General features: G+C 67.1%; 29 protein-coding genes. 24 read left to right on the top strand and 5 right to left on the bottom strand.

Going from position 1 to position 23,062, the window contains the following annotated elements:
* Positions 1 to 170 precede the first annotated feature (170 nt).
* The 20 genes from FQY64_RS11430 to FQY64_RS11340 all read left to right on the top strand — a co-directional run bounded on the left by FQY64_RS11430 (position 171) and on the right by FQY64_RS11340 (position 13,479).
* Positions 171 to 770, top strand: coding sequence for a hypothetical protein (locus FQY64_RS11430; protein ID WP_146474398.1), 600 nt, complete (start codon positions 171 to 173; stop codon positions 768 to 770).
* Between the two features lie 474 nt (positions 771 to 1,244).
* Positions 1,245 to 2,741 (top strand): P-loop ATPase, Sll1717 family, encoded by a 1,497-nt coding sequence (locus tag FQY64_RS11425; protein ID WP_146474397.1) that lies wholly within the window; start codon positions 1,245 to 1,247, stop codon positions 2,739 to 2,741.
* 490 nt (positions 2,742 to 3,231) lie between these two features.
* Positions 3,232 to 3,495: a hypothetical protein gene (locus FQY64_RS11420; RefSeq protein ID WP_146474396.1), complete on the top strand. Its 264-nt coding sequence runs from the start codon at positions 3,232 to 3,234 to the stop codon at positions 3,493 to 3,495.
* 148 nt (positions 3,496 to 3,643) lie between these two features.
* Positions 3,644 to 4,069, top strand: a complete 426-nt coding sequence (locus tag FQY64_RS11415; RefSeq protein WP_146474395.1) for a hypothetical protein — start codon at positions 3,644 to 3,646, stop codon at positions 4,067 to 4,069.
* A gap of 70 nt (positions 4,070 to 4,139) precedes the next feature.
* Positions 4,140 to 4,673: a hypothetical protein gene (locus FQY64_RS11410; RefSeq protein WP_146474394.1), complete on the top strand. Its 534-nt coding sequence runs from the start codon at positions 4,140 to 4,142 to the stop codon at positions 4,671 to 4,673.
* Between the two features lie 84 nt (positions 4,674 to 4,757).
* Positions 4,758 to 5,195 carry a hypothetical protein gene (locus FQY64_RS11405; protein ID WP_146474393.1) on the top strand — a complete coding sequence of 146 codons (438 nt, stop codon included), beginning with the start codon at positions 4,758 to 4,760 and terminating at the stop codon, positions 5,193 to 5,195.
* Positions 5,196 to 5,539: 344 nt separating this feature from the next.
* Positions 5,540 to 6,193 carry a topoisomerase DNA-binding C4 zinc finger domain-containing protein gene (locus tag FQY64_RS15270; protein ID WP_146474392.1) on the top strand — a complete coding sequence of 218 codons (654 nt, stop codon included), beginning with the start codon at positions 5,540 to 5,542 and terminating at the stop codon, positions 6,191 to 6,193.
* Positions 6,194 to 6,298: 105 nt separating this feature from the next.
* Positions 6,299 to 6,874: an SGNH/GDSL hydrolase family protein gene (locus FQY64_RS11395; RefSeq protein WP_146474391.1), complete on the top strand. Its 576-nt coding sequence runs from the start codon at positions 6,299 to 6,301 to the stop codon at positions 6,872 to 6,874.
* Positions 6,875 to 7,343: 469 nt separating this feature from the next.
* Positions 7,344 to 7,490, top strand: coding sequence for a hypothetical protein (locus FQY64_RS14810; RefSeq protein WP_186760962.1), 147 nt, complete (start codon positions 7,344 to 7,346; stop codon positions 7,488 to 7,490).
* Positions 7,491 to 8,394: 904 nt separating this feature from the next.
* Positions 8,395 to 8,730 (top strand): hypothetical protein, encoded by a 336-nt coding sequence (locus FQY64_RS11390; protein WP_146474390.1) that lies wholly within the window; start codon positions 8,395 to 8,397, stop codon positions 8,728 to 8,730.
* 16 nt (positions 8,731 to 8,746) lie between these two features.
* Positions 8,747 to 9,163, top strand: a complete 417-nt coding sequence (locus FQY64_RS11385) for a hypothetical protein (RefSeq protein WP_146474389.1) — start codon at positions 8,747 to 8,749, stop codon at positions 9,161 to 9,163.
* A gap of 84 nt (positions 9,164 to 9,247) precedes the next feature.
* Positions 9,248 to 9,661, top strand: a complete 414-nt coding sequence (locus tag FQY64_RS11380) for a hypothetical protein (RefSeq protein ID WP_146474388.1) — start codon at positions 9,248 to 9,250, stop codon at positions 9,659 to 9,661.
* Positions 9,662 to 9,706: 45 nt separating this feature from the next.
* Positions 9,707 to 10,045, top strand: coding sequence for an MmcQ/YjbR family DNA-binding protein (locus tag FQY64_RS11375; RefSeq protein ID WP_146474387.1), 339 nt, complete (start codon positions 9,707 to 9,709; stop codon positions 10,043 to 10,045).
* Positions 10,046 to 10,150: 105 nt separating this feature from the next.
* On the top strand, positions 10,151 to 10,462 hold the full coding sequence (locus tag FQY64_RS11370) for a hypothetical protein (protein WP_222431786.1): 312 nt from the start codon (positions 10,151 to 10,153) through the stop codon (positions 10,460 to 10,462).
* Between the two features lie 227 nt (positions 10,463 to 10,689).
* On the top strand, positions 10,690 to 11,070 hold the full coding sequence (locus tag FQY64_RS11365) for a DUF6463 family protein (protein WP_222431785.1): 381 nt from the start codon (positions 10,690 to 10,692) through the stop codon (positions 11,068 to 11,070).
* A gap of 34 nt (positions 11,071 to 11,104) precedes the next feature.
* Positions 11,105 to 11,488 carry a GFA family protein gene (locus FQY64_RS11360; protein WP_146474384.1) on the top strand — a complete coding sequence of 128 codons (384 nt, stop codon included), beginning with the start codon at positions 11,105 to 11,107 and terminating at the stop codon, positions 11,486 to 11,488.
* A gap of 26 nt (positions 11,489 to 11,514) precedes the next feature.
* Entirely contained in the window at positions 11,515 to 12,003 is a 489-nt protein-coding gene (locus tag FQY64_RS11355; RefSeq protein WP_146474383.1) for a DUF4304 domain-containing protein, read from the top strand.
* Positions 12,004 to 12,124: 121 nt separating this feature from the next.
* A complete protein-coding gene (locus FQY64_RS11350) occupies positions 12,125 to 12,433 on the top strand; it encodes a hypothetical protein (RefSeq protein ID WP_146474382.1) in 309 nt (102 codons plus the stop codon).
* Positions 12,434 to 12,611: 178 nt separating this feature from the next.
* Entirely contained in the window at positions 12,612 to 12,911 is a 300-nt protein-coding gene (locus tag FQY64_RS11345) for a putative quinol monooxygenase (protein ID WP_146474381.1), read from the top strand.
* Between the two features lie 130 nt (positions 12,912 to 13,041).
* Positions 13,042 to 13,479 carry a hypothetical protein gene (locus FQY64_RS11340; RefSeq protein ID WP_146474380.1) on the top strand — a complete coding sequence of 146 codons (438 nt, stop codon included), beginning with the start codon at positions 13,042 to 13,044 and terminating at the stop codon, positions 13,477 to 13,479.
* A 166-nt stretch (positions 13,480 to 13,645) separates the two neighbouring features.
* Here FQY64_RS11340 and FQY64_RS14805 read toward each other — a convergent pair whose 3' ends face one another.
* Together FQY64_RS14805 and FQY64_RS11325 are read right to left on the bottom strand one after the other, a co-directional pair.
* Positions 13,646 to 15,298 carry a BON domain-containing protein gene (locus FQY64_RS14805; protein WP_186760957.1) on the bottom strand — a complete coding sequence of 551 codons (1,653 nt, stop codon included), beginning with the start codon at positions 15,296 to 15,298 and terminating at the stop codon, positions 13,646 to 13,648.
* 118 nt (positions 15,299 to 15,416) lie between these two features.
* Positions 15,417 to 16,283, bottom strand: coding sequence for an SDR family oxidoreductase (locus FQY64_RS11325; protein WP_146474379.1), 867 nt, complete (start codon positions 16,281 to 16,283; stop codon positions 15,417 to 15,419).
* Positions 16,284 to 16,546: 263 nt separating this feature from the next.
* Here FQY64_RS11325 and FQY64_RS14800 point away from each other — a divergent pair, with 263 nt between their 5' ends.
* The 4 genes from FQY64_RS14800 (at position 16,547) to FQY64_RS11310 (ending at position 18,521) form a co-directional block, all read left to right on the top strand.
* Positions 16,547 to 17,008, top strand: a complete 462-nt coding sequence (locus FQY64_RS14800; RefSeq protein WP_186760955.1) for a hypothetical protein — start codon at positions 16,547 to 16,549, stop codon at positions 17,006 to 17,008.
* Positions 17,008 to 17,613: an RES family NAD+ phosphorylase gene (locus FQY64_RS11320; RefSeq protein ID WP_146474378.1), complete on the top strand. Its 606-nt coding sequence runs from the start codon at positions 17,008 to 17,010 to the stop codon at positions 17,611 to 17,613. Before FQY64_RS14800 ends, FQY64_RS11320 begins: the two co-directional genes overlap by 1 nt.
* A gap of 152 nt (positions 17,614 to 17,765) precedes the next feature.
* On the top strand, positions 17,766 to 18,014 hold the full coding sequence (locus FQY64_RS11315) for a KGG domain-containing protein (protein ID WP_146474377.1): 249 nt from the start codon (positions 17,766 to 17,768) through the stop codon (positions 18,012 to 18,014).
* A gap of 63 nt (positions 18,015 to 18,077) precedes the next feature.
* Complete coding sequence (locus tag FQY64_RS11310; RefSeq protein ID WP_146474376.1) at positions 18,078 to 18,521, top strand: response regulator; 444 nt, start codon at positions 18,078 to 18,080, stop codon at positions 18,519 to 18,521.
* Positions 18,522 to 18,856: 335 nt separating this feature from the next.
* On the opposite strand, the gene FQY64_RS11305 is transcribed toward FQY64_RS11310, so the two are convergent.
* From FQY64_RS11305 to FQY64_RS11295, 3 genes are all read right to left on the bottom strand, one after another.
* Positions 18,857 to 19,144 carry a PQ-loop domain-containing transporter gene (locus FQY64_RS11305; protein ID WP_146474375.1) on the bottom strand — a complete coding sequence of 96 codons (288 nt, stop codon included), beginning with the start codon at positions 19,142 to 19,144 and terminating at the stop codon, positions 18,857 to 18,859.
* Between the two features lie 7 nt (positions 19,145 to 19,151).
* The gene (locus FQY64_RS11300) at positions 19,152 to 19,610 is read right to left on the bottom strand and encodes a PA2171 family ribosome-binding persister protein (protein WP_146474374.1); all 459 of its coding nucleotides are present in this window, start codon (positions 19,608 to 19,610) and stop codon (positions 19,152 to 19,154) included.
* An 88-nt stretch (positions 19,611 to 19,698) separates the two neighbouring features.
* Positions 19,699 to 23,010, bottom strand: a complete 3,312-nt coding sequence (locus tag FQY64_RS11295) for a bifunctional diguanylate cyclase/phosphodiesterase (protein ID WP_222431784.1) — start codon at positions 23,008 to 23,010, stop codon at positions 19,699 to 19,701.
* Between the last annotated feature and the right edge of the window lie 52 nt (positions 23,011 to 23,062).

Raw genomic sequence — 23,062 nt, 5'->3', positions numbered from 1 at the left:
GGCGTCGGCTATGGCCGCAGCCACTGACCCGATTGATCGGGCATGCTTGAGACAGTTGCAGGCGGAGGCCGAGTCTCGCGAGTTGCTCCGCGAGTGAGGCCTAACAATTCGTCCAAGCCAACGCCGCTTCGCGGCGCGGCTTAACTCAGGTGTTAGGCGTCGGAGGAAAGATGGCAGACGACCAATTGACGATAGAGGCGCTGAAGCGCTGGAGCCAGATCCTCCTGTGGGTGTCAGTAATTCTGCCTGTGCTGGGCGGTATCGCCGCTGGAGCGCGGTACTACGTTGAGCGGAAAGAAAAGCAGCTTTCTTCCGCCATCACCGGTGCACGAATTGATGCGGCGCGAACCGAAGCAAGTACTGCTCGCGCTGAGCTAGAGGATTACCGCACAAAGAATGCTGCTCGCAGAATCGGGCCGAACGAAGTAACCGCGATCGCGCATGCGGCGGCGGCCATACGGTCCCTTCCGGTGAAGGTGGCATGCCGCATGATGGATGGCGAAAGCTGCGACTTCGGTAGTGACATCGCGGACGCCCTCCGTGCTGGCGCCCTGTCGGTGCCGGAACTCGTCAGAACGTCGCTCAATGATTTGCCCGGAGTGGTTGCAATCCATACTCCCGCAAATGCAACCGGGCAGCAGACCAACGAACTCATTGCAGCGCTTGCCGCTGGGGGCGTTCACGCCGAGCGGCACCAGATCGCCCCCAACTCGATTGGCGAGCTGCACCCTGGCTACTTCTATATTGTCGTCGGCCGCAAGGGTGGTTGAGCCCGGGCCAACGCCTAACAATTCGTCCAAGCCGACGCCGCTTCGCGGCGCGGCTTAACTCAGGTGTTAGCCGTTGGTTCTTCCGGTGGGCGTTCGTCGCCACCGTGTCGCGTTGCCTGCGGCCGCGCTGCCTCTTCGGCCAGCACCTCGGGCGCGCCGTGCGTGGCGTTGTGTGCACTCTCGCTTCGGCTGCCCGGGTCAGTGCCTCGCGTCGGCCAGCACGCTGCCGGCTTCGGCCACGCCCGGCGGACACTTCGCAGTGCGCGCCCGGTTGTTCTCGCTTCGGCTACCACGACCTTCGCCTCGTGGCAGGCACTTGTCCGGTTCTGCATTGCGCATCGCACCTTGCACGCCTGCCGGCCTTCGGCGTAGCGTCCACGGCTAACAAGTCATTCAAGCCGATGCCGCTTCGCGGCACGGCTTAATTCCGGTGTTGGGCCGCAGCCAGACACCTTCGCAGCGTGGGGAAAAGACATGAGACACGAGGAAGTGCGGTCATTAACACCATCCCAGGTGGACCTCGTCAGGAAGCATTGGCATCGCGACTCCTCCTTTATCGGATTCCCAAACGCCGAGCGCGACTCCTCGCAAGAAGGATGGTACGACGACTTGCTAGTCCAACCCGACTGGTTCGCCAAAGCAACCTCACGCGGAACGACCGTAACCGTCGCACGAAAAGGGGCAGGCAAGTCAGCGGTCCGGATTGCAAGCGCCGAGAAGCGCAAGAAAGAAACTAAGACTTTGATTATCGATGTTTCGGCTGACGAACTCGCGTCCTTCTACTCCGAACGCTTAGCTAAGTCGGCAGAACGCGGCTATGGCGCCGTCGCCGACTGGATGCAAATTTACGCCGATCTAATCGTGCGCCACCTTGCCCGCCACATGAGTGGAACGCTACTTACTAGCGACGACGACATCGCAATTAGAGCGTGGGCAAAGACGCAAGGAATTACAGAGCGGGACTTCGGCGAACGGATCGTAGACGCCGTTAAGACCCTGGTCCCGTGGGCGAAAAAGCTGCTTTCTGAAAACGAAGGCCAAGAAAAGGAGAGCGCAGAAAGAATTTCACGCGTAGCAGCAGCCACGAACTTTGTTCTTTATGTCGATGATTTTGACAATCTTCAAGAAAGGGGCGGCGCCACAAGCATCGGACTCGTCCGTGACGCTGTGGAGGCAGCAGACCGAATCACTCACGGCAACGCTGAAGGTGAAGTCCACCTGTTCATGCGTCAAGACCTTTGGCTGAACATCAATCCGGGGTGGCACTACTCAGACAAAGTCAGCGGGGTCGTTCACCTCAACTGGGATGTAGGAGATTTAAGGCGCTGGACTCAGCAAAGGCTGAAGTTCGCTATTGGTAAAGCGCTAGGTGTAAACCCCAAATCGGTTCGGGTGCCCTTCGACGACATGTGGCACGTGTTCTTCCCACCGGAAGTCAAGCTAAAGAATAGAACTGAAAGCGATTCCTTTAGCTACTTTGTGCGCAGATCGATGTATACCCCGCGTAGCCTGCGCAGCATGATCAAGTTTGCTTTGGATGGCACAGACCGACTGCCGGTTCCGGGAACAGTAATTGAGGAGGCCGAGTGGAACTACTCAATCGATCAGTTGGAGTTCCTGAAAACCGAGTTCGGCTCGCTTTGCGTTGGTTTAGACATTTGCCTGCAATCGTTCACAGGAAAACCACTCGAATGGGTGGCATCGAATCTCTACAAGCATCTCAAGGGGTTGATCGGGAACGGGCAAGTTAGACTGCAAAAAGGCGTCTCACACGGCGATCCAGAGATCGCACTCGCCCGATTCCTGTATCGCATCGGCTTTCTCGAGGTCCGCTACCCAGAAGAGGACCGCTTCGAGGTCCGAGACGTGATGCGATACCCGGACCACTGGAGAAGTGTCAGAACGGATGATGCAGTTCGGTGGGCTGTCCGAAGTGCGTTCTTCAACGGTCTTAAGGCACACGGCCGCTGACTCCACTGCGGCCCAACAATTCGTCCAAGCCGACGCCGCTTCGCGGCGCGGCTTAACTCAGGTGTTAGGGGGCATGGGAATGATCAACGCGCTTGTGGCAATCGCTTTAGCGGCTCCGTCGGGTATTCCGTTGGAGTCGTCACCGTATCTCGAGTGTACGGCGGCTCGGCTGCAGCCGTTCGTTCGGCCAACCGGCGTAAATCAAGCTTGGCCGGTAGCGGCCGCGCTGCCCGAAGAACTTGCCCAGCGCCCGGGTCGCCTGCTGTCAGATCAAGGCAACATCGAAGATGGCTACACGCATTGGCTCGTTGTCAGCACGGCGTCTCGCGCGGCGTACGTTATCGAACTTGGCGGCTTTGCCGGGACTCAGAAGGTGTATGGGCCGCTCCCTGTGTCGGCCTGTAAGCTTGCCCCCTAACAATTCGTCCAAGCCGACGCCGCTTCGCGGCGCGGCTTAACTCAGGTGTTAGGCGGCACGAGTTCGTCGCGCATGCAGCAGGTCCATCGCGAGTTCTACACGATCGAGAATGCCGAGGCCGGTGTGGCACAAACCGTCACAACCCGCTACCTATGGGACGCGGCGGCCGGCCAGTTGATCCGTGAAAAGGTGTGGTCGCATCATCCGAACGGCTCGGACCAACACGTGGTGGATCGCTCTGAGTCCCAAGTGGTCGAGCTCAGCGAGTGCCCTACCGTTGTCGGCTTCTGGCTCAAGGAACTTGGCATTCAAGCGGGTGGCGAAGGTGCCACCTAACAATTCGTCCAAGCCGACGCCGCTTCGCGGCGCGGCTTAACTCAGGTGTTAGGTGCCGCTGCTAAATCTTCGCGCGTGGCATTCGTGTTGTCATGCCGCTTGGACCCAGTAGGCTTTAGCGGGAATTTCACTCCACAGGGGAAACGTTATGAAGACGAACATCTGTAAGACGGCTGGCTTGGTCGCTGCTCTGCTCATTGCGCCTTGTGCGTCCGCTGCCGATGGGAAGGTGTACGAGATCAACGCCGAGGTCGACTGCTTCACTACGGATCAGAATCAGCCCGTGTGCAACCTGCTCATGGGAAGTGACGACCTCGCCAAGTACTGGGGCCAAGACGTGGCGAACGGAGCTGTGGTCATTGGCCTCACCGAAACCGCGGCCGAGTCCGCGAAGCTGGGGTTTGATGCTGCTATGGCTGCTCAGGCAAGAAAGGACGGATGTCACTACATTGCCGGCGCAAGCATCAAGGCCAAGAAGGGCACTCTCGAAGAAGATGAAGGTGGCTACTACCCCGGTTTCAAGCTGGTAGAAGTCTTGGGTCGTAATGACTTTCGCAAGGACTGCAGCGAGTAGGAGCGGCACCTAACAATTCGTCCAAGCCGACGCCGCTTCGCGGCGCGGCTTAACTCAGGTGTTAGACCTCATGCGAAAGATCCTTGCCGGCCTCCTCTCCCTCGTCGGTTTCGGCAATGCGGGCGCTCAGCCACCGTCGCCCCCGCCTGCGGAGATGGCGTCGGGCCTGCGCTCCATGGTGCTTAACCTCACGCCAGGCGAAATCGGGCTGAATTCCGATAACTCTCAAGGCGCGGTATGGGGCATCGTGATGGAGACGGGCATGGACGGGGGTTTCTACACCTTGGTGGCTCTCGCAGATGGCACCACCAGCCTGTACTTCAGCACCGGTGGCGGGATCATCGGCGCCGGCGAGCATGAGTCTGTACGGGCGGCGAGCCGCGACTTCCTGGCCAGCGCTAACCAATTCGCTAGCGCTGCCGCCCCAATTACTGATACTGCGCCTCCAGGGCGCGGGTCCACCCAGTTCTTCCTGCTTACTTTTGACGGGTTGCGGTCGTACCGCGCGCCCGAAGTAGATCTCGGTGAAGAGCGCGATCCATTTGCCCCTCTGTTCCAGTCGGGGCACGCCGTGATCTCCGCGCTCAGGCTTGCGCAGCCATGAGGTCTAACAATTCGTCCAAGCCGACGCCACTTCGTGGCGCGGCTTAACTCAGGTGTTAGGTTTCAGCACATGGAGGAGTCGCCCGTGAAGCGCATGTTTCTTGGAACGGTGGCGGCAGTAGCGATCTACGCTCTTGTTGACCTGATGACGGGCCCTCTTGGGCAAGCGGCATACCGCGCCTTCTCGCAAGAGGTCTACGTTTGGGTTCTGGCACTGATCTGGGCGCTCCCAGGGCTAGTAGGTGCATTCTGCGGCGGGCTGATTTCTGGCCGGCGCTTCTTCGCTATTGCTCTCGTGCTCTGGGCTGTTCCCGTGCTCTACACCTTGCAGTGGGGCTACGCCATGCAGCAGCCGGCACGGCCAATGGGGGTGCTTGAGTACCTGGGCAACCAACTCCCGTCTCTTCCTTTTGGCGTGGCAGCAGTGTTGCTGGGTGCATGGGCGGGTGGAGCGTTGGCGCGCCAGCGCAGGCAGAAACCTAACAATTCGTCCAAGCCGACGCCGCTTCGCGGCGCGGCTTAACTCAGGTGTTAGGCGCCTATGGATGCAGTGGAGCTCGTGCAAGATGACACTTCCGTGATCACGGAGGTACGCACCAGCTTCTTGAAGCCATTGGCTCTGGCAGCGGCGTTTCGGAGCATTGTCCGGCACTTTCCTCCCGCGCCACTTCGTCGTGTCGTGCGTCAGATGCGGCGTGGCTCGCTCGAGCCAACTGCGGCGGCGTTGGAATCGGTACTGTGCTCTGCGGCATACATCCATTTCAGCGCCGATCCTGTCGTGGCGGGTGTGCGCCTACCCGCTGTCTGGGTATATGTAGAGTCCGTTCGACTGGACCTCGGATACACCCCTGGGCCAGAGTAGACAATATGCAGTACCTGATAAGGCGACTGAGATCCTACTTCTTTTGGGGACTATGTCTCTGGTTAGCCTATTGGTACTCGGCACAACCCCAGGTCATTGCAGAGCAACTTAGAAGGGATTCGATACAAATCGCCGAGGCGAAGTCAAATATCGCCAATGGCTACTACGATGCTGTAACGGTGTGCAATGACGGGTGGGTTTCAGATAGCATCGGCAAGGGGACGTGCTCGTGGCACAGAGGCGTCAATGAAAATTACTACAGAGAAAAAGCAACAGCGCATCTGATTTCCAATCGGGACATTAACGATCTCCGAAAAAGGTACCAATCATCAGCAAAAAGAAAGCTGGCTTTCCGCGCTGTTTTGATTTTTCTGTTTTCGCCATTACTCGATCTACTCATTCTTCGCAGAGGTTCCCTCTATAGCACCTCAAGCGCTGATCTCCCGCCTACACCTTCCAAGCCAGACATTCGTCCACCCCTACCACCCAACGAACTTAGTAAGCCGCCCCAAAACGGTCTCCCGCCTTGCCCACTTTGCGGCGCAGAGATGCGCATCAGACGTGCCCTGCGGGGCAAGAATCGCGGCAAACAGTTTCTCGGTTGTTCAACTTATCCACGCTGTCGCGGTACTCGTCCCTTTCCGTCGGGAGAGGCCTAACAATTCATTCAAGCCGAAGCCGCTTCGCGGCTCGGCTTAATTCAGGCGTTAGGCGCCAGAGGAGAGTTCGCTGTGCGAGTGTTTCTAGTGGGTGACTCGATTCGCATGAACTCCGAGCGGCACGTCCGCGCGCTCCTTCCCGACGGCGTTTCCCTGCTCAGCCCATCGGTCAATTGCGAGTCATCGCGTCAGGTAGCTGCGGGAATCGAGGAATGGGCGCCAGCAACCCCGAAAGACCTTGTGCACATCAACTGCGGGCTCCACGACCTACGTCACGATCCGGGTCTGGATCGGCCGGTCTGCACACTTACCGAATACGAACGCAACTTGGACTCCATCTTTGGCTTTTTGTTCAGTCGCGGAGCGAGGGTCATCTGGGCCACAAGCACGCCCTTCCTGGAGCAGGTGCATAACTCGCACAAGCAGTCCCGGCGCTTCCTGCGCCACTTGATCGAGTACAACGACGCGTCCCGCACTCTCGCGGCCCGCTACGGCTTCACCATCAACGACCTGCATGCGAAGCTTTCGGACGCGGATCTAGGTGAGCTGTTGCTACCCGACGGGCTTCATTTCAACACTCAAGGCAATAAGTTGGTTGGCGCACTCATTGCCGCGTCCATCAATGCCGAGCTGGCGCCTAACAATTCGTCCAAGCCGACGCCGCTTCGCGGCGCGGCTTAACTCAGGTGTTAGGCCTCACAGGAAGGGTGTCGCATGTGGAGGGGACTCACGCTCGCACTGGGCCTCCTGGGCGCAGGATGTGCCACCGTTCCTCGCGCTGAACTGGATCGGGCGCTGTCGGCATGTAGAGGGCTGGCTGGCCCAGATGCTGGAAAGGGCCACGGCGAGGTTTGGTTCTGGTTCCAGAGCGAGCGTGCTGAAGCATCGAGAAAATTGTGGAGTGCTGCCGGGCGTCGCGTCGTGGCGTCGGCTATGGCCGCAGCCACTGACCCGATTGATCGGGCATGCTTGAGACAGTTGCAGGCGGAGGCCGAGTCTCGCGAGTTGCTCCGCGAGTGAGGCCTAACAATTCGTCCAAGCCGACGCCGCTTCGCGGCGCGGCTTAACTCAGTTGTTAGGCCCCATTTGCTAATTCCTGGACGCACAGTTAGATTCCCGTTGGGCATTCGCCCACTTCAAGGAGCATGGAATGAAGAAGAAGACTTGGAAGGCAGCGGGCATGATGGCGTTGATTGCTGCCACCTATGTTGGGGTCGCTCTCGCAAACGAACCGAATCAGGATTGTGGCGCCTTCTGGATTTGGGACCCGTTCGGCTGGTTCTGCAATATCCTGTAATTGTTCTTAGAGTCGCGGGGCTTCGGCCCCGCGATTTTTAGCAGACCCAAGTACAGCGCCGCGTAGCAAAGCGTGCGCGACAAGCGACCCAGCTGCGCTTATTGGATGCGCACGAAGTGAGCGCTGTGACATTTCAAGAGGTGGTTCCCCTCAGACCGGAAGGGGAAGCTGATGTCGCCAAACACCCAGCTTCCATCCGCGACGGGAACAACCATGCAGAAGAATGCGCGCCTGAGCGCGAAGGGTCGAGAGGTGCTCGTCCAGCGGCTGCGGACTCATCCCACCCGCCCAGTTCGCTGCCAGCCACCACACCCAAACCCGCCAAGCCGAAGTACCCTCCAACCCCGGGCTCTCCCAGTAACTGGTGGCACGGCTGCTGGGGGCTGGTCAGCAGCATACGCGCTTGAGCCAGCCGAAGAATCCCCTGTCGGAAAAGCGGTGTGCGGTGCTGGGGAGTGGCGCAGGATCGAAGCCGCTTTGGCGGAGCGATCGCAGGGGCACCACGCAGACGAACTGAAGGACATCGCGTATTCGTACTTTTGCGGGAAGGGGGCAGGCGCGAAGACTCGACTTATGGGAGCGTCTCCGAAATTGGTCCGAACGGTTGTCGGAGACATTGAAGGATCCAGCGGATCGCTTACGCTTGCCTCAGAGGCGATTCTGCCGAGAGAGGGCCGCGCGTGGGACGCGTCCGTATTCGTTGTGGGCACGGATCTGACAGTCGAATATAGGCCTGACGTTTCATGCAATGGCGCCATCAAGTTTCGTCCGGTCGCATCGGGGTGGTTGATCGTGGAAGTTTCCGAGGCGTGCTGCTGACGCCTGGCCCTTTCATCGAGCCGATGGCTTGCCGACTGCGCCGGCGAGCGACCGCTCATAATCGAACGTGAGGCACGGAGGAGATATGGAGCTTCTCGTAGCGATCGGTTCCCTGAGCCTGGTCGCCGGCATTGCCGGAATCGCGTCGATCCTTGTGAGCCGTAAGGGCGCCACTCCGTCACACCGTTGGGCCTGTGTGGCCGGAATCGCAAGTCTGGTCTCTCAGCCCGTGCTTCTCGTCGGCCTGGGCGGCCTCATGGCGCAGTTCCTTTTTGCATCGCTCGCATCACCAGCAGGCATCGCATTGATCGTGGGTTGCGTGGCTGCGCTGGTGTCGACGATTGCGTCGGCCGTGTTTGTGGTCAGGCTACGACCGCGGCCTGACAGTGCGTCCAAGCCGACGCCGCCTCGCGCGGCTTGATTCAGGTATCGCGCCCATGAACAAGACTCTGCTTTTCGCGTCCGTCCTCGCAGCTTTCGTCACGGGCGTGCATGTCGTCGCCGGCGGGAAGGATGTGGCGTCTCGCCTGCTGGCCTCGGGGCTCGCGGACGAGCCGCGCCTGACGCTGTATGCCGCGTGGCACATGGTGTCGGCGCTGCTGGGCATCTCGGCTCTTGTCCTGGTGCGCGCGTCGCTGCCACCGCATCAAGCGGGCATGGTGTCCGCTGTCCGGCTGGTTGCCTTGCTCTGGCTTGCGTCGGGCTTTGTCTTCCTGGTCGTCGCAGCGACCCAGCCGGGGGAGGGGCTGTTCCTCAAACTGCCGCAGTGGATCCTGCTGCTCCCGGTTGGCGTGCTCGCGTGGCTGGGCGCCAACCGTTCGTCCAAGCCGACGCCGCTTCGCAGTGCGGCATAGCGCCGGTGGTCGCTGCCGCTCTCACCTGCGCAGGAGGGCCAGTGGCAGGCCGCGCAGCACATCGGTGCAGTTGAGGATCGCCCCATGAACCGGTATGCATCGGGCACGCATGCGCGAAACGGTTGCTTCGCCGTTCTCATCAGCAGCCTGCTGGCGTTCTTCGGGATTGTCGGGATCGCCGTCGCCGTCTCCCGGCTGGGGTTCTCGCCGTCCGAGTGGCTTGCCCAGTATCGCCAGGAGCTTCCGATCCTGGTGTGCGCTGTCCTCGATCTGCTTGCCGGAATCGCATTGGGCTTCGAGCGGCGGCGCTGGGCGATCGTACTGCTCGTGTTGGCCGTGGCTTGCCGCCTGCTGTGGATGGTGTTGTCGTCGCGGGGCTGGCTGGATACCGGCGGGGGCGGGCTCGAGGTGCTCGGTCTGCTCGTGGCGTTGTGGCATGAAAGGAAGGCGCCGCCTGACAGCCCGTCCGCGTCCACGCCGCTTCGCGGCGAGGGCTGATTCGGGTGACGATCAGGAAACTTCGGGCCCGCGCGGAGCGGATCGATGCGCGTCGAACAACTGCGAGCCTATGCGCTTTCGCTTCCGGCGGCCACGGAAGAACCGCATTTCCAGTACAGCTCGTTCCGGGTGAAGGGCAGGATCTTCGCGACTGTTACGCCCGATCAGAAGTTCGCCCATATCTTCGTGGACGACGAGCAACGGGACAGGGCGGTCGCTCTCCATCCGGAAGTGGTTGAGCCGCTGCGGTGGGGCAGGAAGGTCGTGGGGGTTCGCGTCGCGCTCGCCAAGGCCAGGGTGGGGTTCGTGCAGGAGCTGGTGCGCAGCGCGTGGGCGCGCAAGGCACCGAAGTCTCTTTCCGGGTCGAACAGGCCTGCGGGGTGACGATTCGCGCAGGGCGACGCCGCTTCGGGACGCGCTCGACAGGTTTCAGCGCATGGGACGCCGGCATGCCGAAGCGAGGTTCCGTTCCTCGGTATGCTTTCGAGGATGGACTGGACGCCGTCCGAGAAGAAGATCGCACGCCGCGTGTTCGAAATGGCGCTTGCCGAGGAACTGGCCGAGGTCATGGCCGAGTTCAAGAGGAGGGCGGCCGCGGCCGCGGAGCCGGCCGATCTGTGGGCCATCGAGGACGACCTGCGACGGACGCGGCGGGACATCGACGCGAAGTACGACTTCCGGTACTCGCAACTGATCCTGCTGTTCGGCGGGCTGTTGCGGGCTGGGCGCATCGCGGAAGCGCAGTTGGCTGGACTTTCCGAAGAGAAGCTCGCGGCCATCCGGCGGGTGGCGTCGATGTAGCGGCGGGTTCGGCCGTACGGGCTAAAGGCACCGCTTGCGCGGGAATGACGAATGTGGGCGGGGCGGGGCGTTTCCCGGAGGCGGCCGCGGCCGTGTCCGGGCGACGTTTCTGTCGCGACCGCGCTTGCGCATGGCGGATGCGGGTGTTCGCGGCGGCGCGGGGTGGCGTCCGCTCTCCCGGTGCGCGGTGACATACACTGCCGGCATTCCCGCCGCGGATGCGCGACATGAAGCGATGGATCGGCAGATGGCTGGTTGCGGTGGCCGTGCTGCATACGGGCGTCGCGCTGGCGCTGTTCGGGAACACCTATCGGACGATGTGGTCCGACGGCATCTGGGGCGCGGGCGTTCGCGGCGCGGGCCATTCGGCGGCCGCGTGGTTCCTGCTGTTCGGGATCCTTGCACTGGCGGCCGGGCTTGCCGTCTCGGCCGTCGAACGCTCGGGCGCGCGTCTGCCCCGGAGCCTGGGCGTGGCGCTGCTCGGTCTGGCGGTGCTGGGGATCGTGCTGATGCCGGTGTCGGGGTTCTGGCTCGTCCTTCCTCCTGCGCTGGCGCTGCTGCGGCCGGCGCGGGACGGCACCGACCGCGCTGCGCGCAGCGGCGGGTAGGCGCTCCGGCAGCACCGCACCGGGGCTTCGCGCCATGATCGACGAGACCGCCACGCCGCCGCTTCGCGGATCCTGCCATTGCGGCGCGGTCCGCTTGACGCTTCCGTTCGCGCCGGCGACGGCGACGAGCTGCAACTGTTCGCTCTGCCGGCGCACCGCAGGCCTGTGGGCCTACTACGCGCTGGGCACGGTGATCATCGAGGCGGGTCCGGACGCCACCGAGTCCTATGTGTGGGGCGACCGGACGCTGCGGACGGTGCGCTGCAGGTCGTGCGGCATCGTGACCCACTGGGAGCCGCTGGAGCGCACGCCCGGCGCGCGGCACGGCGTCAATCTGCGCAACTTCGATCCGGCCCTGCTCGAGTCGGTCGTGGTCCGGCGCTTCGACGGCGCGGATACGTGGGAGTTCCTGGATTGAGCGCGCAGCGTGGAAGGTCCAGCGACGTGACCGCGTTCGACGAAGCGATGGGCGAGGTGATCGCGCCGGTGCTCGCCGGGATGGGGTTCCGGCGCGGGCGGGGGCGCGCGTTCCGGCGGCTGGCTGCGGACGGCAGCGCGGCCCAGCTCGTCGAGTTCCAGCTCGGTCAGCGCGCTCTCGCCGGGCGGTTCACGGTGAATCTCGGCGTCTTTCTCGCCGCGGATGCGCCCGGGGTCGCCGCGGTCGACGCCCGCGAATATCACTGCGCGCCCCATCGGAGGTCCCGGCTGGGGATGCTCGCTGCGCCCCGCCACCCGCGGCTGGCCGCGATGCCGTTGGTGGGGGCCGTGTTCGGGCCGAAGGACAGGTGGTGGCCGGTGGGCGGAGGTCCCGATCGCGCGGCGCGCTCGCTGTCGGCGGTGCGCGATCTGCTGGTGGCGCACGGGCTTCCGTGGCTGCAGCGCATGAGCCCGGAACACGCGTTCGCGCCGGTGCCGCTTCGCGGCGCGGTTTGAGGCGGGCGTCCCGCGGCCGTCGGCATCGGCGCGCCCTCCGGCGAGCGCGGTACGCCGCGCAAGCGCGCGGTTCGCGCCGATGCAAGCAGTGCTGAAGGAGAGGAGGACGAGGATGGAGACGATGACGTTCGCACTCGACGTGGTGTTGATGGGCGCGGGCACGCTGCTGGCCGTCTATGGCGCGATGGCGCTTGTCGCGACGCTGCTTGTTCCGCAATGGCTCGCTTCGCCGCTGTTCGCGCCGCGGGTGTTCCTGGGACGGATCGCGCCGACCAGGCGCAACCGCGTCGTGATGGCGACGTGGTACCTGGCGTTGGGCGCGTATGTGACGCTATCGGCGGCGCAGGTGCCGCTCTGGCGCCACGTCGCGCTCGGAGCGGTGCTGGCGCTGGTGGTGCCGGTGCTGCGCCTGCAGCGCATGCGCGGATGAGCGTGCAGCCGCACCGATGGCCGCCGCCTTCCGCACCGCGGCGTGACACCACGGGCGCGGGACAGGAGACTCGCCGCGCATGACGGACGTGAGTCGGCGCGGATTCGTGGTCGGTGCGGTGGCGGGTCTGGCCGCCTGTTCGCGGAGCGTGCGCGGCGGACTGCGGGAGGAGCGGCGGATGTACGGACTCATCGGGAAGATCAGAACCACGCCCGGACAGCGCGACACGGTGGTGGAGGCGCTGCTGGAAGGCACGCGCTCGATGCCGGGGTGCCTGAGCTACGTGGTGGCGCTGGATCCGGGCGACGCGGACGCGATCTGGGTCACCGAGGTGTGGGAAAGCCGGGAACACCATCAGGCCTCGCTCGGATTGCCGGCCGTGCAGGCGGCGATCGCGCGCGCCCGGCCGCACATCGCCGGTTTCGGCGAGCGTTTCGAGACGCTGCCGGTGGGCGGCCAGGGCTTCGCGGCGCGTTGAGCGGCGACCGCGCGCAGCGAAGCGCGCGTGTGCATCGACGGTCCTGTCGGCGGACGGCAGCCGCGCCGTCGGGCATGCTGTCGGCTCCCGCCGGCCGCCGGCCGCGCGGTTCCCGGACCGGAGGTGCGGCTTGAAGTCGGAATTCGTCGCCATCGCGCAGGACAAGAACGTGGACCCCGCCGCGGTGGAGGCGCTGGCGCGCATCCACGCGGCGGTCGACGCCTACGAGCGGGCGCAGACCTCGCTCCCCGCGCGCATCCGCGCGAGCCAGGCGGCGCGCGGCGCGGAGCCGGTCCGCCTGCGCGCGGACGAGGCGGCGATGCTGGCCGAACTGGCGCAGGACGAGGCGGCGGGCCACGCGGCGGTGCGCGAGCAGTTGCGGGCGCTGGCGACGGCGCAGGAGGTGGTCGGGGCGCTGGCGTTCGCGCTGGAGAACGACCTGCCGGCCGCGCGCGCGATGCTCAGGCACGCCGGCCCCGAGCGCCCGCTGTTCGAGGAGCTGATCGCGCTGGAGGAAACCGCGCTGGCGTCGATGCAGGCCTATCTGGAAGCGTTCGCCGACGAGTGAACGATGCAGGCGGGTCGCCGGATGAGGGCGAGGCCCGCAGCCGGGGCCGTTGGCGGGCTCCCGCGCAATCCCGGGTGCGCTCCGCTTGCCCGGGCTGCGACCACAGAACAAGGCCCGGCCGAAGCCGGGCCTTGCGCGCCTGAACCGTGACGACGAGGTGCGCGGTTCAGTGCTGCGAGCGGGTACCGCCGTTGTCGGTGGTGCTGGAGCCGGTACCGGTCTTGCCGCTGCGGCCGGTGCTGCCGGCGGTGCCCGTGGAGCTCGCCCCGGCGGACGCGCCGCCGCTGGTCCCGGCGCTGGTTTCGCCGGCGCCGGTGAGCGACGAGCTGCCGGTGCCGCCGGCGCCGGTCAGCGCGCTGCCGGAGCTGCCGACGCTGGAGCGCGTGTCGCTGCCGCCGCTGCTGCGGTATTCGCCGCGTTCGCGGTCCTCGTGGCTTTCCATGCCGAATGCCGAGCGCAGGCGATCGCCCATCGTGCGACGCACCTTCAGGCGGTTGTCGATGTCCTTGACCCCGCCGCAGGCCTCGACGATGTCCTCGATGCGGTGCTTGACCCAGCGCGCCTCGACTTCGCCCTCGAGCACCACGTGGCCGTCCTGGCAACTGACGGTCACCTCGGTGGCGTCGATGTCGTCGTCGTTGGTCAGCCGCTCGTAGATGTCCTCGAGGATGCGCTCGTCGGAGCGGGTGTAGTTGCGCGGGCCGCGGCCGCGGAAGCTCTGCCGCCGCTGCTGGCCGCCGTACATCTCGCCGCCCTGGCCGATGCCGGCGCTGCCGCCGCCGTAGGTGCTGGAGAAATTCGAGCCGGAGGTGCCGCTTTCGTTGAAGCCGGCGCCGCCGCCCATGCGGCCGCCGCCGTAGCCGCCGCTCTGCCCGTAGCCGCCGCCGTAGCCGCCACCGTAACCGGTGCCGCTGGCGTAGCCGGACGAGGTGCCGTAGCCCTCGCCGTAGCCGCGGCTCTCGCCGGCGCCGTAGCGGCCGAAGGAGTGCGACTCACCGGCGCGCAGATAACCGCCGCCCTGCTGGCCGGCGTACTGGCCGGAGCCGCCGTAGCCCTGGCCGCCGCCCTGGCCCGACTGGCCGTAGCCGCCGTAGCCGCCCTGCGAGCCGAAGCTCTGCGAGCCGCCGGCATAGCCCTGCGAGCCGTAGTTCTGCGAGCCGCCGCCGTAACCGCGCGAGCCGTACTCCGAACCGATGCCCTGCGAGCCCCACTCCTGCCCGGAGCGGCCCTGGCCGCCGTAGCCCTGCGAACCGTAGCCCTGCGAACCGCCGGACTGGGCGCCGTAGCCCTGCTGGCCGAAGCCGTAGCCCTGCTGGCCGGCATGCTGGCCGCCGCCGTAGCCGCCCTGCGGGCCGAAGCCGCCCTGGCCGCCGTAGCTGCCGCCGAACTGCTGCGAACCGTACTGCGACGGCCCGCCGGTGTAACCGCCCGACTGGCTGTAGCCGCCGCCGTACTGCTGCTGCGAGAACTGGCTGCCGCCCTGGCCGTACTGCTGGCCTTGGCCGTACTGCGCGTGCTGGCCGTAGCCGCCCTGACCGTACGAGCCCTGCTGCTCCTGGCCCCAGGCGCGCGAGCGTTCGCCGTACTGGCCGTGGCCGTATTCGCGCCCGCTGCCGCCGTCGCCCCAGTCGCCGCCGCCCTGCGAGGCGTACTCGCGGTTGCGCTCCCAGGGTTCGCGCGCGTACTGGCCGTGCTCGTCGCTGCTGCGGAAGCCGCTGCCGCTCTCGCCGCTCTGCCAGGAGCGCTGCGAACCGCCCGCGCCGCTGCGACCGCGGCCCTGTTCGTCGTCCCGCCAGTTGGATTGCTCGTTCCGGTTCATCATCGCCTCCGTCTTCTCTGTCAGCCATGCGCGACCCGCCTCGGCGAACCGCACTCCCAGGCGCAGCGCATCGCGCGCCACGGCCTTCAACTCGGTACCCAGATGCTGCTCACCACGCTCACGCACTGATGTGTCCTCCGCCGTTGATGTGGATCGTCTGCCCGGTGATGTAGGAGGCATCCGCGGAAGCGAGGAACACGTACGCCGGCGCCACTTCCGAGGGCTGCCCCGCGCGCTTCATCAGCGTGTTGCTGCCGAACTCGGCGACCTTTTCGGCATCGAAACTGGCCGGGATCAGCGGGGTCCAGATCGGGCCCGGCGCGACCGCGTTGACGCGGATGCCGCGCTCGGCCAGCGCCTGCGCCAGCGAGAAGGTCATCGCGTGGATCGCGCCCTTGGTCGCCGCGTAGTCGAGCAACTGCTTGTGCCCGCGCACGCCGGTGACCGAGCCGGTGTTGATGATCGACGCGCCCTTCCGCAGATGCGGAAGCGCCGCGATCGCCATGTAGAAGTAGGCGAAGATGTTGGTGCGGAACGTGCGCTCGATCTGCCCGGGCGTGAGTTCCTCGGGCGATTCGACGGTGTGCTGTTCGGCGGCGTTGTTGACCAGCACGTCGAGCCGGCCGAAGCGCGCGACGGTCTGCTCGACCGCCTGCCGGCAGAACTCCGGATCGCCGACGTCGCCTTTGATCGTGAGGCACTCGCGCCGCTCGCGCTCGATCAGCCGGCGGGTGTCCTCGGCATCGCGGTCCTCGTCGAGGTAGACGATCGCCACGTGCGCGCCTTCGCGCGCGAAGTGCAGCGCGACCGCGCGCCCGATGCCGCTGTCGCCGCCGGTGATCAGGGCGACGCGGCCGTCGAGCTTGCCGCTGCCGCGGTAGTCCTTGCGGATGCTTTCCGGCTGCGGATGCATCGCGTGCTGGTCGCCGGGCTGGTCGTGCTGTTCCTGCGGTGGTTGCGTGCGGGGCTTCTGCTCTTCGTTCATGGCGACGATGGTTTCGCGGCGTGCGCGATGCGCACGTGAGCGGCGCAGGGATTTCTGAACACCGCCGGAGACCGCGCAAGAGACGTGCCACGGCACGACGCCGTCTCCACATGCCCGCTGGCGCAATGCGCCGCGAGTTCTTGCAAGCACGCGAAAGTTTTTCGCCGGCGCGCCGCCGGCTGCGCTCGCCGCGGTGGCACGAGTGTTGCTGCCGTTTCCCGCGAGACATTCCGGTCTCGTCCACCCGAGAAGAGGAACCCACGATGAAGTCGGCCACCCGCAATCCGCTCTGGCTCGCCCTTGCGCTCGCGCTCGCGCTCGTCGCCTGCGACCGCCGCGACCAGGGCAACGAGTCGATGACCACCGACACCGCCACCGCCACCGGCGCCGCCGACACGGCCGCCACCACCGACTGCTCCGGCCTGACCGGCCAGGCGCTCACCGACTGCCAGGCCCAGCAGGCGGCCGGCACCGCGGGCACCACCGGCGCCACCACCGGCGCGGACGCCACCGCCGGCACCGCGGCGGGCACCACCGGCACCACGCCGACCGACACCGCGACCATGGGCGATGCCACCCAGGGCACCGGCACCACCGGCACCACCGGCTCGGGCGATGCCGGCACCGACGTGACCCCGCCGACCACCGGCGAGGACGGCAACGACCAGCAGGACACCAAGTCCGGCGGAACCAACAACGCCGGCACCACGCCGCCGACCCCGTGATGAACCCGACCTCGACGCCTCCCCGGGAGTCGCCGCTGAAGGCCGTCGAGCCGGACGAACGCCGGCTCGACGACCAGGTCGAGGGCACGTTCCCGGCAAGCGATCCGCTCTCGGCCACGGCGAGCGCCACCGCCACCCAGGCGGAGAATCCGCACCGCTACGTCACGGTCTATCGCGTGGTGTCGCCGGACGACGCCGACGCGCCGTTCTCGCGCGGGGCCGGACGCGGCGGACGGTGGACGTCGCAGGGCGTGCAGGCGGTGTACGCCTCGCTGTCGCCGGCCGGCGCGGTGCTCGAGTTCCTGGCGCATCTGGAAGGCCCCACGCCGCGCGCGCTGCGGCTGGCGGTCGGCACCCTGCCGGCCGAATGCGTGCATCCGCTCGCGCAGCTGCCGGACGGCTGGGACCAGCGGCCCTACCGCGACGCCGTGCGCCGCGCCGGCGATGCCTGGGTGCGCGAGAACACCAGCGTGGCGCTGCAGGTGCCGAGCGCGCTGGTGCCGCGCGAGCGCAACGTGCTGCTGAACGTCGCCCACCCGGACTTCTGCCGGCTCGAGCTGCTCTCCTGCGACGCCCTGCACCTGGACGAGCGGGTGCGCATCTGAACTGCAAATCCTGCGCGCGCGCGCAGGATTTGCCCGCCACGCTCGGGTTGGCCTGCGGATGAGGCGGCCGAAGTCTGGCATGGAGGTTGCGGGGAGCCGGGAGCGAAGGACGCGCACGCGCCGTCCCGCACCCACCACCAAGGAGCACTGCAATGGCCAACCAATCCACGTCGCGAGGGCAGAGCGGAAACGGGGGCAAGAGCAACCGGGGTTTCGCCGCCATGGATGCCGAGAAGCAGCGCGAGATCGCCTCCAAGGGCGGCAAGGCCGCCCATGCCAGCGGCAACGCGCACGAGTTCGATTCGGAAGAAGCGCGGGAAGCGGGCCGCAAGGGCGGCCAGGCCCGCGCGGCAGCGCGTCGCGAGAGCGGTTCGTCGGGCAACTCCGGCAGCCGTCACTGAGTCCGTCCGCGGTCACCGTCACCGGCGCGCGCCGCCGGTGGCGTTTTTGTTTCCAGGGTGTCCATGTCCCTTGCTCCCCAGCTCACGCCGCGGCCGCGGCCGCAGCGCGGCCTGTCGCCGCGCCTGCGCATCGTGGTGGCAGACGACAACGCCGATCTCGCCGACACGCTGGCGCTGCTGCTGTCGATCGACGGTCACGAAGTGCATTGCGCCGACGACGGCGAACAGGCGCTCGCGCTGGTGCGTCGCCTGCGCCCGCAGGTCGCGGTGCTCGATCTGGGCATGCCGCGGCTGTCCGGCTACGCGGTGGCGCACGCGATCCGCGCCGAGGACTGGGGCGCGCGCATGCGCCTGATCGCGATCACCGGCGATGCCGCGCCGGACAGCGCGCTGCGCGCGGCCGCCGCCGGCTTCGACTGCCACCTGCGCAAGCCGGTGGGCGCGCTGGATCTGCTGGAATGCCTGGCGGAGCTGGCCGACGCGGGAGGCGGCGGCCCGTTCGGCTGACGCCGCGGTTCGCAAGCGTCGACGCGCTTGCAGCCGTGTAGCCCGGGTTGCGCAGCAACCCGGGAGCGGTGCCGATGCGGTCATCCGGGGGTCAAGCGGCCACCGACTGACGCCGGCTGCCGGCGCAACCCTCCCCGACCCTCCCCTGCACGCAGGGGAGGGAGCAAGCGCGTAGCCCGGGTTGCGCAGCAACCCGGGAGCGGTGCCGATGCGGTCATCCGGGGGTCAAGCGGCCACCGACTGACGCCGGCTGCCGACGCAACCCCTCCCCAGCCCTCCCCTGCACGCAGGGGAGGGAGCAGCGCCGCATCGATGTCCGCGCGTCGCGCGGCCGGCTACCGGCGGGCGCCGTCCGCGGCCGCCTCGCGCGCGCGATTGCGGCGGTAGATCCACTGCCCGGTGAGCGCGGTCGCCAGCAGCGCGACGTTGGTGAACACGAACACCGCGTTTCCGATCAGCGCGCTGTAGAGCGCGAAGCCGGCGTTGGCCGCGCACTGGCCGACGAACAGCCAGGACGACACGCCGGCGGTGCTGCGGTCGCGCCACTGCACGTAGACCTGCCGCAGCAGCGTGGCCAGCAGGATCAGCGAGGCGGCCCAGCCGATGGCATCGACCGGCTGCACCGCGCGATCAGTGCTTCAGCGCCGACAGCAGTTCCTGCTTGCGCGCTTCCATCCGCGCGCCGAGCTCCTCGAGCTGGTCGGCGCCGAGCACCTTGCGCGCGCGCGGGAACATCTCCTTCTCTTCCTCGTCGGCGTGGTGCTCGATCAGCTCCTTCAGCACCTTGGCGCGGCCGCCGAACTTCTCGCTGTCCGGCTGCGTGCCCTTGAGGTCGGGCAGCACCAGATCGCCGGCGGCGCGGTGCTCCTCCATCGCCTCGAAGTACATCTTCTCGTCGTCGTGCTGCTCGCCGGCCTTGCGGAAGGCGGGGTAGAAGATCTCTTCCTCGATCGCGGTGTGCGCTTCCAGTTCCACCGCGATCTGGTCCAGCAGCGTCTGCCGCTTGTCGGCGGACTCCTCTTCGGTGAGCTGGCTCAGAAGCTGGCGCACCTTCTGGTGATCGTTCTTGAGCAGGGTGATGGCGTCCATCTCGCGCGTTCCGGTCGGGAAAGTGCGAGCAACGTAGACGCCCGACCGTGAACAGGCCGTCGGCCGCGGACAACGGGGAGTGAACGGCTCAGACCGGCCCGGCGACCGCGGCCGCGAGCAGGCGCTCGATCGGCTCCGGGCGGTGCACCAGAAAGCCCTGCGCGTAGTCGATGCCGACCTCGCGCACCTTCGCCAGCACTTCGGGGCGATCGACGAACTCGGCGACCGTCTTCACCCCGACCACGCGCGCGACGTCGACGAAGCAGCGCACCGCGGCCTCGTCGAGCGGATCGTCGATGATGTCGCGGATGAACTGGCCGTCGATCTTCAGCGCATCCACCGGCAGCGCCTTGAGATAGCCGAACGAGGACGCGCCGGCGCCGAAGTCGTCCAGCGCCACCTGCACGCCGAGCGCGCGGATCTGCCGCATGAAGTCGGCCGCATCGCCGAGGTTGGTGACGGTGGCGGTCTCGGTGATCTCCAGGCACAGGCGCTGGCACACCAGGGGACCGGCGTCGGTGAGCAGCTCGATCGCATGCTGGTGGAAGGCGCGGTCGCTGATCGACTGTCCGGAGAGATTGATGCACAGCGTCGCCAGCCGGCGCGGATCGTCCAGCGACTTCACCCAGTCCACCGTGTGCCGCAGCACCCAGCGGTCGATGCGCGAGGCGAGATGGAAGCGCTCGGCGGCCGGCAGGAACGCGCCCGGCGGCACCATGTGGCCCTCGTTGTCGCGCAGGCGCAGCAGCACCTCGGCGTGGATGCCGTCGTTGTCCGGCTTGAGCGGCAGCAGCCGCTGCGCGAACAGCACGAAGCGGTCCTCGTCGAGCGCGTTCTCGATGCGGGTGGCCCAGTGCATCTCGCCCTGGCGCGCGCGCATCGCCTGGTCGGTGTCGAACCACAGGTGGTAGCGGTTGCGGCCGGCCATCTTGGCGGCGTAGCAGGAGGTGTCGGCCGCCTGCAGGATCGCCGCGGTGGTGGCCCAGCGGCGGTCGACCGGCACCACGCCGATGCTGGTGCCGATGCGGAAGCGGCGGCCCTCGTGGGCGAAGCGGAAGTCGTCCATGCGGTCGCAGATCTGCTGCGCCACGCGCTGCGCCTTGGTCACCGTGCAGCGCTCGAGGATGATCGCGAACTCGTCGCCGCCCAGGCGCGCCACGGTGTCGCTGGCGCGCACGCCGCTGGTCAGCAGCCGGCCGACCTGCTGCAGCATCTGGTCGCCGACGGTGTGGCCGCAGGCGTCGTTGACCAGCTTGAAGTCGTCCAGGTCGATGTACAGCAGCGCGTACTGGGTGCCGTCGGCCTGCGCCTGCTGCAGCGCCCGGCCCAGCCGCGCCTCGAACTCGGTGCGGTTGACCAGCCCGGTCAGCGGATCGTGGGTGGCGCGCCAGTTCATCTCCTCGGCGAGGCGGCGCTGCTCGGTGACGTCGCGGAACACCAGCACCGCGCCGAGCACCGCGCCCTGGGCGTCGCGGATCGGCGCCACCGAGTACTCGATGCCGTAGGCGCGCCCGTCGCGCGCCACCAGCCGGATGCCGCTGGCGACGATGTGGCCGTCCTGCAGGCAGCAGGCGATCGGATCGCGCACCGCCACGCCGCTGGCTTCGTCGCGCAGGTCGAGCACGCGCGCCAGCGGCTGCCCGCGCGCCTCGCCGTCGCGCCATCCGCTGAGGCGTTCGGCGACCGGGTTGAGCCACATCACGCGGCCGTCGGCGTCGGTGGTGACCACGCCGTCGCCGATCGATTCCAGCGTCACCCGCAGCAGCTCGTGCTGCTCGGCCAGCTCCTGCTTGATGCGGCGCTGCTCGGTGATGTCCTGCAGCGCGCCGACCAGCCGCACCGGCCGGCCGTCCTCGCGCTCGGCGGTGCCGACCGCGCGCACCCAGATCTCGCTGCCGTCGGCGCGCCGCAGCGGCAGTTCGAGGTCGAAGCCCTCGCCGGCGTGGCCGGCGCGCTCCAGCGCCGTCTGGAGCTGCGCGCGCGCCTCGGGCGGATAGAACGCCAGCATCGTCTCCAGCGTCGGCCGGTGGCCGGCGGGCACGCCATGCAGGCGGCAGGTGACGTCGGACCACTGGATCTCGCCGCTCCACAGATCGAGCGACCAGCCGCCGATGCCGGCCACCTCGCCGGTGCGGTCGAGCAGGTCCTGGCTTTTGCGCAGCTCCTCTTCCTGCTGCTTGCGCGCGGAGATGTCGATCACCGTGCCGTACATCCACTCGCAGCGGCCGTCGGCCGCCCACGTCATCACCTGGCCGCGCACCAGGATCCAGATCCAGTGGCCGGCGCGGTGGCGCACGCGCATCTCGCACTCGTGGTACGGCAGTTCGCCGCGCAGGTGGCGCTTGAGCCGCTCGACCGCGCGTTCGGCGTCCTCGCGATGGATGCCCTCGGCCCAGGCCGCGGCGGTGCGCGGCGCGTCGTCGACGGCGTAACCGAGCAGGCGCGCCCACTGCTCGTTGGTGCGCAGCTCGCCGGTGACGAGGTTCCACTCCCAGGCGCCGGCCTGGGTGCCCTCGATCACCCGCGCCAGCCGCTGGCGTTCCTCCTGCAGCGCGCGTTCGGCGCGCAGGCGGGCGGTGACGTCCTGCAGCACCGCCATCGAGCGCAGCGGCCGACCGTCGGCATCGCGCTCGAGGATCGCCGACAGTTCGACCTCCAGCACGCCGCCGTCGCGCTTGAGCATGCGGTAGCGCACGCCGTCGCAGCGACCGGCGCGGAAGAACTCCGGCAGCACCACCTCCAGCGCGTGTCGGCGCGATTCGGGAGTGAGGAACTCGATGGACGGACGGCCGAGCACGTCCTCGCGGCGGTAGCCGAGCTTGGCCAGCCAGTGGTCGCTGACGCTGATCAGGCGGCCCTCGGCGTCGATCGAATGCAACATCGCCGGCGTGCATTCGTACAGCCGGCGCAGGCGCTCCTCGCTCTCGCGCAGTTGCTGCAGCGTGTGCTGCAGTTCGGTGATGTCGGCGACGGTGCCGACGAAGCCGTCGATCGCGCCGTCGCCGCCGCGCAGCGGGCGGGCGCGGGCGCGGATGTGGCGTACGCGGCCGTCGGCGTCGCACACGCGGAACTGCTGGTCGTACTCGCCGCCGGCGCGGACCATCTCGCGCCAGCGCGCGGCCACGCGTCCGGCGTCGTCCGGATGGATGCCGCGCATCCAGCCGTCGCCGCGCGCGCGCTCGAACGGCATGCCGTAGATCTCCTCCCAGCGCGCGTTGACGTAGGTGCAGCCGCCGTCGGCATCGCAATGGAACACGCCCAGCGGCGAGGCTTCGGCCAGCGCGCGGAAACGCGCCTCGCTGACCGCCAGTTCGCGCGCGGCACGCTCAAGATCGCAGCTGCGTCCGCAGTCGTCCGGCGCGGTCGGGGCATCGAGGCGGAGGAGGGGCGCCGAAGTCACGAAAGGGGGAGCCATGCGGCCGGACGGGAGCAGCCTTGTCCCCCGTTTACGG

The sequence above is a fragment of the Vulcaniibacterium thermophilum genome (genome assembly GCF_007923255.1).
GTDB classification, from domain to species: domain Bacteria; phylum Pseudomonadota; class Gammaproteobacteria; order Xanthomonadales; family Xanthomonadaceae; genus Lysobacter_F; species Lysobacter_F thermophilum.
Note: the sequence above shows the minus strand (reverse complement) of the source record. Positions and strands in the feature narration are given on the sequence as shown.